This window comes from Streptomyces sp. NPDC059452 (assembly GCF_042750035.1).
In the GTDB taxonomy this organism is placed as follows: Bacteria; Actinomycetota; Actinomycetes; order Streptomycetales; family Streptomycetaceae; genus Streptomyces.
Genome location: NZ_JBHYVE010000050.1, coordinates 1 through 12,515, shown reverse-complemented (window position 1 = coordinate 12,515; position 12,515 = coordinate 1). Strand labels below are relative to the sequence as shown.

The 12,515-nt window shown below is 70.6% G+C and carries 12 protein-coding genes and 1 pseudogene; 3 read left to right on the top strand and 10 right to left on the bottom strand.

What is annotated here, in order from left to right; genetic code table 11:
• Window positions 1-73 precede the first annotated feature (73 nt).
• The gene (locus ACFW9Z_RS35175; protein ID WP_384647589.1) at window positions 74-1,081 is read left to right on the top strand and encodes a PIN domain-containing protein; all 1,008 of its coding nucleotides are present in this window, start codon (window positions 74-76) and stop codon (window positions 1,079-1,081) included.
• A 31-nt stretch (window positions 1,082-1,112) separates the two neighbouring features.
• Here the strand turns inward: ACFW9Z_RS35175 and ACFW9Z_RS35170 are convergent.
• Window positions 1,113-1,382: pseudogene (locus ACFW9Z_RS35170) on the bottom strand (hypothetical protein).
• 122 nt (window positions 1,383-1,504) lie between these two features.
• Window positions 1,505-1,966 carry a peptidoglycan-binding protein gene (locus tag ACFW9Z_RS35165; RefSeq protein ID WP_384647587.1) on the bottom strand — a complete coding sequence of 154 codons (462 nt, stop codon included), beginning with the start codon at window positions 1,964-1,966 and terminating at the stop codon, window positions 1,505-1,507.
• Between the two features lie 570 nt (window positions 1,967-2,536).
• Between ACFW9Z_RS35165 and ACFW9Z_RS35160 the strand changes: the two genes are divergently transcribed.
• Window positions 2,537-2,767: a hypothetical protein gene (locus ACFW9Z_RS35160; RefSeq protein WP_384647585.1), complete on the top strand. Its 231-nt coding sequence runs from the start codon at window positions 2,537-2,539 to the stop codon at window positions 2,765-2,767.
• Window positions 2,768-2,855: 88 nt separating this feature from the next.
• Here ACFW9Z_RS35160 and ACFW9Z_RS35155 read toward each other — a convergent pair whose 3' ends face one another.
• Together ACFW9Z_RS35155 and ACFW9Z_RS35150 are read right to left on the bottom strand one after the other, a co-directional pair.
• Window positions 2,856-4,148 (bottom strand): condensation domain-containing protein, encoded by a 1,293-nt coding sequence (locus ACFW9Z_RS35155; RefSeq protein ID WP_384647583.1) that lies wholly within the window; start codon window positions 4,146-4,148, stop codon window positions 2,856-2,858.
• Between the two features lie 35 nt (window positions 4,149-4,183).
• Window positions 4,184-4,474 (bottom strand): acyl carrier protein, encoded by a 291-nt coding sequence (locus tag ACFW9Z_RS35150; protein WP_384647580.1) that lies wholly within the window; start codon window positions 4,472-4,474, stop codon window positions 4,184-4,186.
• Window positions 4,475-4,527: 53 nt separating this feature from the next.
• Here ACFW9Z_RS35150 and ACFW9Z_RS35145 point away from each other — a divergent pair, with 53 nt between their 5' ends.
• Window positions 4,528-6,030: an amino acid adenylation domain-containing protein gene (locus ACFW9Z_RS35145; RefSeq protein ID WP_384647630.1), complete on the top strand. Its 1,503-nt coding sequence runs from the start codon at window positions 4,528-4,530 to the stop codon at window positions 6,028-6,030.
• Window positions 6,031-6,092: 62 nt separating this feature from the next.
• Here ACFW9Z_RS35145 and sbnA read toward each other — a convergent pair whose 3' ends face one another.
• The 6 genes from sbnA to ACFW9Z_RS35115 all read right to left on the bottom strand — a co-directional run.
• Window positions 6,093-7,100 carry a 2,3-diaminopropionate biosynthesis protein SbnA gene (gene sbnA, locus ACFW9Z_RS35140; RefSeq protein WP_384647626.1) on the bottom strand — a complete coding sequence of 336 codons (1,008 nt, stop codon included), beginning with the start codon at window positions 7,098-7,100 and terminating at the stop codon, window positions 6,093-6,095.
• A 15-nt stretch (window positions 7,101-7,115) separates the two neighbouring features.
• Window positions 7,116-8,168 carry a 2,3-diaminopropionate biosynthesis protein SbnB gene (gene sbnB, locus ACFW9Z_RS35135; RefSeq protein ID WP_384647577.1) on the bottom strand — a complete coding sequence of 351 codons (1,053 nt, stop codon included), beginning with the start codon at window positions 8,166-8,168 and terminating at the stop codon, window positions 7,116-7,118.
• Between the two features lie 54 nt (window positions 8,169-8,222).
• Window positions 8,223-9,266: a TauD/TfdA family dioxygenase gene (locus ACFW9Z_RS35130; protein WP_384647575.1), complete on the bottom strand. Its 1,044-nt coding sequence runs from the start codon at window positions 9,264-9,266 to the stop codon at window positions 8,223-8,225.
• Window positions 9,263-11,734 carry an amino acid adenylation domain-containing protein gene (locus ACFW9Z_RS35125; RefSeq protein WP_384647572.1) on the bottom strand — a complete coding sequence of 824 codons (2,472 nt, stop codon included), beginning with the start codon at window positions 11,732-11,734 and terminating at the stop codon, window positions 9,263-9,265. Before ACFW9Z_RS35125 ends, ACFW9Z_RS35130 begins: the two co-directional genes overlap by 4 nt.
• 182 nt (window positions 11,735-11,916) lie before the next feature.
• Window positions 11,917-12,135: an MbtH family protein gene (locus ACFW9Z_RS35120; protein WP_384647570.1), complete on the bottom strand. Its 219-nt coding sequence runs from the start codon at window positions 12,133-12,135 to the stop codon at window positions 11,917-11,919.
• A gap of 89 nt (window positions 12,136-12,224) precedes the next feature.
• Window positions 12,225-12,515: phosphopantetheine-binding protein (locus ACFW9Z_RS35115; protein ID WP_384647568.1), on the bottom strand; the 291-nt coding region annotated here is incomplete at its 5' end.

Genomic DNA, 12,515 nt, shown 5'->3' with positions numbered 1-12,515 from the left:
AGCGGTCGGCGCAGCCCGCGCACGGCGCCGTAATCCCGCACCGGCCGGTCAACGCCCGCACTACGATGCGCGGATGAGTGAGCTGGCGCCGACCGTACGGCGCACCCTGTACCTGCGCGGGCCACTGCGCCGCGCACTGCTGGACACCTCCGTGCTGACCACAGACGTCATCGCGGCCACCCGGCGGTCGGCCCCGTCGTCGTTCGTCGCCGGGGCGCGAGCAGGGACGGTGCGGTGCCTGATCCCGGTCCACGTGTGGGAGGAGGTGCCACGGGTACTGGCCGACCGGCACCGTGAGGGCGGCCGGTTCGACCTGGAGCGGGCGCTGGAGCTGTGGCAGTCCCTGTACGCGCCCGTCCTGTACGTCGTGGACACCACCGGACTGCCCATGACGCCCGAGGCGAAGATTCTCGCCGAGCGGGACGCCTCGGACATGCCGATGCTCCTGCTGGCCGGGGTGATCGCCCCGGCGGTCCTCATCGGGACCGACAAGGACCTGGTCGACAGCGGACTCGCGGACAGCAGGTGGACCGAGCTGCGCTCGGCGCTGGGGGACGTGGGAGTGACGGAGGGACGGATGATCGACCTGGAGCAGCAGGCCGGCGCCATGCTCAGCCTCACGGGTTCGGCGGTCCGCCGGGCGCTGCTGCCGAGGGAGCCGAAGCAGATCGTGGCCACGGCGGCGGTGTGTGCGGCGGCGGTCGGAGGGCTGTACCTGTGGGGGCGCAAGCGCCCTTCGGTCCCCTCGCAGCGGAAGCCGGTGCTGCCCGTGCTGCTGGAGTACGTATCGAGACGGATGACCGCACACGAGGCCCGGCACACCCGGGGTGAGGACCGGTGGCGGCAGGCGGAGCTGGGGATGCCCGGTGACACGCTGCTGCACCAGGTCGCCCGGACCGTGGTCGGCTCCCGGAAGCCCCTGACCCGCACGGCGATCGTGCAGCATCTGGGAGAGGCCGTTCCCGGCACCACGCACACCGGGCGGATGGCGGCGGTGCTGGACGTGCTGAGCGCGCACGCGATGTTCGTGGACGTCACGGGCCGGGGACACTGGCAGGTCGGCCGCCTCGGCAGCCGGTAGCTGCCCCCTGACCCGCTCCCGGCGGGGCGGTTCAGGGGGTGTCGGCGGACCAGTCGAGGCGGGTCGGGTCGCCGGGGCGCGGCTCGTACAGCGCCCGCCCGCGCCGAACCGGCCCAGCTCCGTCGGCAGGGCGACGCCAGTGGCGATCTCTTGCGACGCCCGGCCCGGTGACGTCCAGCAGCGCGTCCAGCGGCCCGCCCACCAACTCGACGTAGGATCGGCCCGGCCGCGGCCCCGGGTCCTCGTCGTGATCGGTGCCATAGACCCGGTCCCGCGGCAGCTGCTCGTCGTCGCTGTCCATGGCGTCCACCCTCCCAGCCACCACCGGCACCGCAGCCGTCCCGGGGCCCGGAGAGTCGGGTTCTGACAGCGAGGCGCCTTCAGCTCAGAAGGTGGGGATCAGGCTTGGGTACCGGAGGCGGGTCAGTAGCCGTACTGGTTGGCCCAATGGTTGCCGCAGCGCGCAAAGGCGGCCCGGGTGCCGGACCCGGCGATGCCGTCAATCGCACCGGTGTAGCCAAAGTCCTCCTTCAGCGCACGCTGCAACGCCCTGATGGTGTTGGGCCCGACGATCCCGTCGATGGCACCCGTGTACCCGTGAGTGCGCAGTGAGCGCTGGAGGGCCTTCCAGCTGTTCGTGCCCAGGTAACCGTCGATGGCGCCAGGGTTGTGACCCACCACCTGGAGTCTGTGCTGGAGTCCCTTGGCCTGCCTGACGCTCAGCCCGAGGTTCTCCACCGCTTGCGGGGCGATCTCGGCAGTCACTGCCGGCGCGGTGTTCACCGGGGCCGCGGCGGCGGCGCTCGCGCCGGCCAGGGTGCCGACGGCGATTCCCGCGACGGCGACGCCACTGACAACCGTGCGCTTCCAGGTGCTGAGTCGCATGTTCTCTCTTCCTGACGCTGCGAGGGGACACGTCTGAATGAGCGGGGACACGAAGGCGGATACGGCTCGACATCCCGAAGATCATCACGGGAATGCCGTGCCCCGGCCGCCGCCCCAGTCCGGCTCACCAGACACGTACTTGGCACTCACGACCTTGACACGCTGCTGGCACCGCCAGGTTGGCGATCCGCGCCGTACCCTTGACGATCCGCGCCAAGCCGGCCAACGGCGACGCACGCGCTGCCGCAGGGCCGAGGACGGGATCCCGACCCGGCCTTCCCCCTTGACGTACGACAGCCTCGCCCGCCTCTCACCGCGTCGATGCTCCCAGCCGCCAGCGGAACACGCGGGGTTGCCCAGGGTCGCCTTGGGCTTGCCCGTGCCGCCGGCGGACGGCTTGCCCGGGGGTCAAGTGCGCATGGTGAGCCGGTTCGTCGACCGCGGCCTCCTGGCAGACCTGGGCGCCACCCCGGACGGGACGCTGCATCACCCCGGCCAGGTCGCAGTGGTCTGCCGCCGGCAGGACCTGGCGGAGCTGGTCGCCCCCCGCTCGGACCTGAGCAGGCCGCCGTGCCGACTTCGACCACATGGTCCGGCTCGGGTGGCTCCGCTCCCCGCAGTCGATCGAGGTCCGCTTCGGCACCAGCCGCGCCGGAGCCGTCGAGGTCCGGCTGCACCACCGCCTCCGTCGACGCGGTCGTCCCCGCCCGCTCCGAGATCGACCGGGAGCAGCTGCGCGCGGTGGGCGAGGACCGGCGTTCCCCGCTCGCCGCGCTGGCGAAGCAGGCTGCCCCGGCCTGACTCGAGGCCCTGCTCGTCGACGCGGCCTCTCCTCTCGGACCGTTTCAACACATCCGCGGGACCGCCGGCCGCAGTGGCCCGGCTACCGCTACGTCGATGAGACCTCACAGCCGTCCAGGAGGCTGGGGACCGAGCGCAGCAGGGACACGAAGTGGTGGATGTGGTCAGCCAGTTGGGCAGGGGTGTAGAGCTCGGCGTTGCCGTCTAGGGCGATCTGGAGGCCCTGGCCGTCCATCCGGTCGTACACATTGACCGTCAGGTCCTCCACGGGGCCGGAGCACAGCGTGTGCACGGCGGAGGAGCGGCCCGCGTAGTCCCCTTGGTAGTTGAAGGACATGATGTTGATGTCGGGCCCGAACTGCCGTCGCCCGTTGGGGAGTCCGGGCAGCTCCCGCACCAGGTCCTCCTGCGGGTAGTGCTGGTGCCGCAGGGCCTCCTCCAGGCGCTGCGAGGTCTGGGTCACCACGGCGGCGAAGTCCGTCTCCGGGCTCAGGGAGAGCCGCAGCGGCACCACGTTGGTCACCATCCCCGGCACCCTGCGCAGCATCGGTTCCGTGCGCGCGGTGACCGGCAGGCCGAGGACCAGTTCGCGGATGCCCGTGGCACGGTGCAGCAGCACGGCGAGCGCGGCGATGACGATCTCCGGCCAGGTCACGTCGAGCCGGCGGGCCGCGGCGCGCAGGAGGCCGACGTCCGTGGGTGAGAGGTGGCCGCTCTCGCGGATGGAGGCGCGGCCGCGGGTCGGCCGCCAGTCGGTGAGGCCGGCCGTCTCGGTCTGGCCGGCCAGCCGGTCCAGCCAGAATTGGCGGTCGTGCGCGTACCGCTCGGACTCCCGGTAGGCGACGTCCGCCGCGACGACCTGTTCCAGGGTGCCCGGCGGGCGGGGCTTGCGGGGGCGGCCGGTCACCAACGCCGTGTAGACGTCGGCGACATGGGAGGCGATCAGGGCGAGCCCGAAGCCGTCGACGACGATGTGGTGGGCGGCTCGGTACCACAGGGTGCGCTCGGCGCCCACCGTGAACAGCGCCCAGGTGACGAGCGGCCCCTTGGCGATGTCGTACTCCTTCGCCAGGTCCTGTCGCATCCAGCGCTCCGCGGCGGCCCGGGGATCCGGCTCGCCGCTGACGTCGATGTGATGCAACGGCACATCGACGGTGTCGTCGATGTACTGGCACAGCCCCTCCTCCCCGATGTCGAACCGCGCCCGCAGGGCCGGGGTCGCCGCCACGACCTCGCGCAGCGCCTGCTCGAAGAGGACGGGGTCCACCGGTCCTGCGATGTCGCAGTACTCCCCGATGTTGAAGGCCCTGTCATCCGGGTCCAGTTGCTGCGCCATCCAGACGCCGGTCTGGGCCGAGGACAGCGCCAGTCGCGCAGCCATCTGTCAACCTTTCGCAATCCCTGGGCGGGGTTTCCTCACGATGCGACGCGCGGCGCGGACGGCTCCGCGCCCGCCTGCGCCGCACGGAGCTCGGCGACGAACTCGCACACGGTGTCGAGGCTGTGGAACCTCTCCCCGATGGCGCTGCTGCCGGGCAGGACCACACCGAAGCGCTTCTCGATGAAATTCCCGAGGCGCGCGACGGAGAGCGAGTCCAGAATCCCCCATTCCAGCAGCGGAGTATCGGATTCCACTTCTCCCTGCCCTTTCAGAATGGCCTCTTCTATGAAACTCTTGACAGCCTCAAACGCCTCACTATCCTTCATACTGACACATGCTAATGTTCCGCCGGAATACCTGTCAATGGAGACCGACCATGATGCTCCACCAACTCGTTCGGGACGCAGCCCGGCGTACTCCCGATGCCGTGGCCGTGGTCGGCCCGGACGGCGAGGCGACCTATGGGTATTTGGATGCCTGGGCCGATGAGCTCGCGCTGGAACTCGCGGGACTCGGTGTATCCAGCGGTGACCGCGTCGGCATTTGGCTCGACAAATCCGTGGCCGCCGTCGCCGTGATGCAGGCCACGCTGCGTCTGGGCGCCGCCTACGTTCCGCTCGACCCGCAGGCACCGCCGCGCCGCATAGCGAAACTCGTCGCCGACTTCGCCCCGAAGGTCCTGGTGGCGCCACCGGAGAACAAGGAGCTGCTGGCGGAGTTCGGCACCGCCGCGACGATGCTGTGCGGCTGGCCCGACGGCACTCACTGGCAGCGCCTTCCCGACTCCCTGCCTCCCGTACGGGACCGGGTCGCCCCCTCGCCCACCAGCATCGACGACGATCTCGCCTTCATCCTCTACACCTCCGGCTCCACGGGTGAGCCCAAGGGCGTGTGCCACAGCCACAACAGCGCGTGGGCCTTTGTCTCCTGGGCCGCCGAGGCGCAGAGGGCGCAGGCCGACGACCGGTATTCAAATCACGCCCCTTTCCACTTCGACCTGTCCGTCAACGACATTTATGTGCCGTTCTCGGTCGGTGCCTCAGTTCACCTTGTGCCGCAGGAGACCGCGTATTCGGCGAAGGGTCTCGTGCAGTTCCTGCTGGACCATCGGATCACTGTCTGGTATTCGGTTCCCGCGGCACTCATGCTGATGATGAGGCATGGCGGCCTTCTGGAAACCTCCGTGCCGTCGCTTCGCTTTCTTCTGTTCGCCGGCGAAGTCTTCCCGATCGGTCCGCTCCGGCAACTTCGTGAACATCTCCCCCATATTCATTTCATGAATCTCTACGGGCCGGCCGAGACCATCATCAGCACCGGTTACACGGTCGACGAAATCTCCGGGGACCGCATTCTGCCCGTGCCGGTCGGCACCGGTGTGTGCGGAAATACCGTCACCGCCGTCCACCCGGACGGCAGCCCCGCCAAAGCCGGTGAGGAGGGTGAGATCGTCGTCACCGGGCCGAGTGTGATGCTCGGATACTGGGGCCGTTCCCCGGTGGCCGACCGGACCTATGCGACCGGCGATATCGCCCTGGTGCTGGACGACGGGAACCTCCAGTTCGTCGGCCGCCGGGACGCCATGGTGAAGGTACGCGGCAACCGCATCGAGCTGAGCGAGATCGAGGCGGTCCTGCAGAGCCACGAAGGGGTCGCCGAGGCCGCCACCGTGGTCGCGGGCAGCGGCATCGACGCCCATATCGTCGCGTACGTCGTGCCCGTTCCGGCCCATGAGCCCTCCCTCATCGAGCTCAAGCGCCACTGTGCGCAGCATCTGCCGCGGCACTCGATCGTCGACACCGTCCACCACCTGAGCACCCTGCCCCGCAACGCCAACGGGAAGGTCGACCGGCGGCTGCTGGCCGCCCGGACCGCCGCCTCCTGATCCGCTGTCCGTACGTCCGGCGGCATGCGGCGTCCACCGCCGGACGTACGGGATCGGGCGGTTCACGGCACGGGGAACTCGGCCATCGGCTGACCGTGCGCCGCGGAGTCCTCCTCGGCGAACGCGGCGACGCCGTACACGTCGTGGACCCAGGAGTCGTGGTAGACCGTGTCCAGATAGCGCTCGCCGAGGTCCGGTGAGATCGCCACGGCGGTCACCTCGGCTCCCGGCCGGTGGGTGGCGAGCCACCGCTGCGCGCCGGCGACGACCGTTCCGGTGGACCCGCCGAACAGAAAGCCCACGGATGCCAGCTCGCGGCAGACGCGTACCGTATCCGGCTCCGCCACCATCACCACGTCGTCGACGTAGGACAGGTCGAGGAGCTGAGGGCGGACGCCTGTGCCGAGCCCCGGGATCATCCGTGGCCGGGGCGGGCCGCCGAAGGTCACCGATCCCACGGTGTCGACCGCCACGACGGTCACCGGGCGCCCGGACTCGCGGAAGTAGCGCGCGCAGCCCATCAGTGTGCCCGTGGTGCCGGCGCCGATGAACAGCACGTCGAGGTCGGGGAACTGCTCGGCGATCGCCGGGGCCGTGGTCCGGTGGTGGGCGATCCAGTTCTGGGGGTTGGTGTACTGGTTCAGCCAGACGTAGCGCGGGTCGGAGGCACAGAGGTCCTGGACGTGGCGCAGTCGCGCGGCGAGGTAACCGCCCTCGCCGTCCGGCTGGTTGACGGAGTACACCTCGGCGCCCATGGCCTCCATCAGCCGCCGCGTGCTCAGGTTGCACCGGGTGTCCGTCACGCAGAGGAACCGGTAACCCTTGTTGGCGGCGATCATGCTCAGTGCCACACCCAGGTTGCCCGAGGAGGACTCCACCAGCACGGACTTCTCGGTGAGCAGGCCGGACTCCTCGGCCCGCTCCACCATCGCCGCGGCCGCCTTCAGCTTGATGGATCCCGCGAAGTTGAAGCCCTCGCACTTGAGGTGGAGCGCGCTTCCCAGGACCGGCCGCAGATCTATGTACAGGTCTTCGGTGTTGAAGTCCTGAGGAGAGCTGATCACCGGCACCGTGGCCACCCCGCCCTACCCACGCGCGTCACTCGCCTTGTCGTTCCCGTAGCGGCTGACCTCGTGGAAGAAGTCGTCGATGACGGTCAGCTCGCCGCGCTCGCGCACCGTGTCGTAGACGTGCTTGCTCACGGCGAGGTCGAGCACGCCGAGGCCGAACGGCGAGAAGACCACCGGCCGGTCCTCGGGCAGGCGCACCCGCCCGGTCATCACGTCGAAGAGCGTCCCGTCGATGAAATCCCGGTGCTGTACGGCCTGTTCGGCCAGGTGGGGCGAAGTGTCGGCCTTCAGGCAGTGCTCGATGTCGTCGACGACGTTGGCGGAGTTCAGCACGATCTCCGGCGCCAGGTCGCGCAGCGAGACGTGCAGCACGACGGGGTTGTGCGAGAACCACGAGACGTCGCTGACGTGAGGGGTGCCCGCGACCGTCGCGAACACCACGAGGTCACTGGAGCCGATCAGCTCTTCGGCCGTGTCGTGCACGGTGATCCGCCCGCCGCCGGACCTCTCCAGGTAGGAGCGGAAGCCCTGCGCGTGCTCGGGGCTGAGGTCGTGCACGCCCACCTCGTCGAACGACCAGCCCGCGGCGTTCAGGTACGTGTGGATGTAGCGGGCGATGAAGCCGACGCCGAAGAAGCCGACGCGCCGTGGACGCCCGCGCTCCCTGGTCAGCCAGTCGGCGGCCAGGGCCGCGGACGCGGCGGTGCGCGCGGCACTGATGATGGAGCTCTCCATGCAGGCGATCGGATACCCGGTCGCCTGGTCGTTGAGGACGACGACAGCCGAGGCGCGGGGGATCCCGGCATCGATGTTCTGCGGGAAGCTGGATATCCACTTCAGCCCGTCGACCTGGGTGCGGCCGCCGATGGAGGCCGGCAGGGCGATGATGCGCGAGGCCGGCCGGTCGGGGAAGCGGAGGAAGTACGACGGCGGGTTCACCGTGTCGCCCTCACCGTGGACCCGGTAGGCGTCCTCGATGAGGTCGATGACCTGACGTTCCCGCCCGGTGAGCACCTGGTGCACCTGCGAGCCGGGGATGACGGCGAAAGGGGGGATCTGGGCGTTCATGGCGAAGCGCGACTCCGTTCTCGGATCAGGGATGAGCAGGGTGCGGCCGGTGGCTCAGGGGGCCGTGTCGGGCAGGTGGGTGGGCGAGCAGTCGGCCAGACGCACCGGGGCGCCGAGGACCATGCCCACCTCGCGCGGCCCGGTGAACGGCTCGCGGCTGTGCGCCATGCGGATGTTGTCGACCAGCAGGACGTCTCCCGCCTGCCACGGCTCGCGCAGCGTCGCCGCCTCGTACACCTCGTTGATGACGTCGACGACCTCCGCCTCGATGGCCGACCCGTCGCCGTACCAGCTGTTGAACGGCAGTCCGTCGGCGCCGAACTGGGAGACCAGGTACTCCCGGACGGCCGGGTCCATCGTCCACTCGTTGAGGAACCCGATCTGGTTGAACCAGACCCGGTTCCCGGTCAGCGGGTGTCGGATCACCGCAGAGCGGCGCTGGCTGGTCCGCAGCCCGCCGTCCGCCCCCCAGGTGAAGTCGATGCCGTTGGCCCGGCAGTACTTCTCCGCCGCGGCCCGGTCGGGGGCGCCGAGCGCCTCCGGCCAGGGGACCCCGATGATGTCGTTGTACGAGCGGACCAGCGACCAGCCTTCCTCGGTGAAGCGCTTGACGACCGGCTCGGGCAGGGCGGCGAGGACCGCCTCGGCGTCGGCGAGCCCGGTGACGCCGCCGGTGGCCGGCGGCGTGAAGCAGCCGATGACCAGCAGGCGCGGGAGCTCCAGGGCGTAGCTCGACTCGTGGTGCATGCACATCGGCTGGTCCGGTGGCCACTCCAGGGACGAGAACACCGGCCCGCCCAGCGGACGGCGGGGGGCGAACGCCTCCGTCTGGGGCAGGTGCCGGCCCAGGAACCGCTCGCTGATCCGGCCGAGCGCGGTCGCGTCACGCACCTCCAGGCCACGGATCAGGACGGCGCCGTGGCGCAGCAGGGCGGCCTCCAGTGCCTGCCGGCGCTCGCCGATCCAGTCCTGGAGGGCGCCGAGCGCGACGGGAGCTCCGACCCGCAGGATCGGGGGCTTTCCGGGGGCCAGTTCCAGGCCGAGGTCATCGGCGGCCCCCTTCCCGGCGGCGGTCGTCGATGCGGTCGGCTGCGTCATGCGCTCTCTTCCTTCCCTTGCTGCGCTGTGTCGTCCATGACCCTGGCGAGATCGGCCAGGACCGGGTTCTTGACGATGTCTTCGAGCGACGCCTCCCCGCCGATCGCGATCCCGAGACGGACCGCCGACAGCGAGGTGCCGCCGGATTCGAAGAAGTGGTGGTGGCGGGTGATCTCCGCGACCGGAATGGCGAGCACCCGCGCCCACTGCTCCGCGAGGCGCTGCTCCGTCGCCGTCCACGGGGCGCTGCCGTCCGCGGCGGCGGGCTCCGTCGTGGAGGGCGTCGCGGTGGGGGCGGCGGCCTCGGCCGCCGCCCGGGCCAGGGCCTTCTTGTCGATCTTGCCGTTGCCGGTGAGCGGCAGGACGTCCCGGTGGTGGTAGGTCCGCGGCACCATGTACGCGGGGAGCGCGTCCTCCAGGACCTTGCGCACGCCTGGGGTGTCCAGCGGGATGTCCGCGGCGTAGAAGGCGACCAGGTGCTTTTCCCGGTCGGCTCCCTCCACGACGACGACGGCGGAGTCCCGTACGCCCGGCACGCGCAGCAGGTGGTTCTCGATCTCGCCGATCTCGATGCGGAAGCCCCTGATCTTGGTCTGCGCGTCGCGCCTGCCGAGGAACTCCAGGGCGCCCTCGGGGAGCCAGCGGCCGATGTCACCCGAGCGGTAGAGCCGCTCCCCCGGGCGGTGCGGATCGGTACCGAAGGCGGCGGCGGTGCGCTCCGGGTCGTTGATGTAGCCGCGGCCCACGCAGATGCCGGAGAACACGATCTCCCCCGGTGCCCCGAGCGGGACCGGGGCGAGCTGATCGTCGACGATGTAGACCCGGACGTTGCGGACTGCGGGCCCAAGCGGCACCCGGTCGTGGTCCGGCGGCCGGTCCATCACCGCGTGGTTGGTGTCGTCCGAGGTCTCGGTCAGCCCGTAGGCGTTCACCAGCTTGATGTCCGGGAACGCCGCGAACCAGCGCTGGACCAGCTCCCGCTTCAGCGCCTCGCCGGTGGCGGAGACCACGCGGAGGCGGCCGAGGCCGCGCCGCTTCTCCTCCACGTAGGTGAGCATCACCTCCAGATAGGAGGGGACGACCTGGAGCACCTCGACGCCGCCGTCGACGAGGGTGTCGACGTACCGTTCGATGTCCAGGATCTCCCGCTGCCCGACGATGAGTGTGCGGGCGCCCACCAGCAGGCCGCTGACCATCTGCCACAGCGAGATGTCGAAGCACTGCGGCGCGGTCTGGGCGACCACCTGCCCGGCGCTCACCTCCAAGTCCTCGATCTTGGCGAGGAGGTGGTTGAGCATGCCGCCGTGCTCGCACATCGCGCCCTTCGGCTCGCCCGTCGAGCCGGAGGTGAAGTAGATGTAGGCGAGCTGCCCGGCGTCGACGGGGACGCCCGGGTCCGTCTCCGCGTCCTCCCGGTCCTCCGCCAGGACATCGGCGATGAACAGCGGCGCCGACGCTTCGAGGTCGGCCAGGGCCCGGTCGAGGGTCTCGGTGCTGCCGGGCTCGGTGAGGACGAAGCGGCAGTCGCCGCGGCCGAGCATGGCGGCGATGCGGGCCGCGGGGAAGTGCGGCTCCACAGGGAGGTACACCCCGCCCGCCTTGAAGACTCCGATGACCGCGGCCATCCAGTGGAGGTTCCGTTCGGTGGCCACGGCCACCACGTCCTCGGGTCGCAGCCCGCGGGCGAGGAGCGCGTGGGCGATGCGGTTGGCCCGGCGGTTGAGGGCGTCGTACGTCCACTCCGTCCCGTCGTGCACGGCGGCGACGCGGTCGGGGTGCTCGCGTACACGCTCCGCGAACAGCTCGTGCGCCCGGCGGTCCGGGAGGGCGCGCTGCGGCCCGGCCAATCCATCGATCTGGTGGGCGAGTTCCGCCGCGGACAGGAGGCTCTGACGGTGGTGCTCGGCCGTGGCGTCGGCGGCCATCAGCTCCAGGGCCGTGACCAGATATCCGGCGATCCGCTGGGCGTACGGCAGGTCCACCACGTCGTCGCGGCCGAACAGGCGCAGGAGCGGCCCGTCCCGGTCCGGGACGAAGGCGACGCTCAGGGCGAGGGGGGCCGACAGGGCGGTGCCGGCCGCCCGCTCGGCGAGGGCGGCGGGCCCGGGGAACGCGGAGAGGTCGAGGACCACCGCGAACTCAGGGGCGGCGGCCGCGGAGCGCTCCGTTCCCTCCGAGGCGGCGGCCATCCCCTCCGAGGCGGCCGCCGCTGCCGCCTCGTCGACCGTGAGGATCAGCTGCCGCCAGTCGCCGTCCGCCACCGGCACTCCGCACGGCACGGGCGTGCCGCCACCACCGGGCGCGGCGTATCCGGTCAGTACGTCGCGCTCGCCGGAGAGCGCCGCGACGACCTTGGCGTGTGCCGCCAGGAGGACGGACTCGGTCGGCACCCGCAGGCGCTCGGCGAGGTCGGTGAGCCCCTGGGCCGTCTCGACGGGGACCCGGCACTCGTACTCGGTCGTCGGCATGTCGGCATGCCGTGGCTCGGTCCGCCATCGCGGGATGGCGGAAGCGATCCCGGAATCAGGGAGTAAATTGCCGGCCACTGTCGGTGTGCCCATTCTTTCCGTGCCCTTACCAGAGAGTGTGGTGGCCGGTGGCGCTCTCCTGCTGAGAGCGCCACCGGGGTGCGGCTATCGGCTGTGCCGCCTCAGGACTCCGCGGCGGCCATGGCCTTGGCCAGGCTGGCCGGGCGCATGTCCGTCCAGTTCTCCTCGACGTACGCGAGGCACGCGTCGCGCGTGTCCGCGGTCTTGGCGATGGTCCAGCCGCTGGGCACCTCGATGAACTCGGGCCACAGCGAGTGCTGGCCCTCGTCGTTGACGACCACGAGGTAGGTGCCGTCGGGGTTCTCGAAGGGGTTTGTCATGACTGTTCCTCATTTCCTTTCGGTGGCTTCGCCGACGTGCGTGGCTTCGCCTCTCACCCGGGAAGAGCGGTACTGCTTCCGGGAATTCATCAGGGCTTGCTGGTCGGTCGCGTCATGCGACGCAGTGCCGGCCGCTTTCTGGCATCGGTCCGCGGCGCCGCTGCCAGTCGCTCGGCGAGTCCGGCGACGGTCGGGGCCTCGAAGACCGTGCCGATCGCGACCTCCGCCTTCAGCTCGCTGCGGATGCGGCTGACCAGGCGGGTGGCGAGCAGGGAGTGGCCGCCGAGGTCGAAGAAGCTGTCGTCGATCCCGACCCGCTCCAGGCCGAGGACCTCGGCGAACAGGGCACACAGCGTCTCTTCCTGCGGCGTACGCGCAGC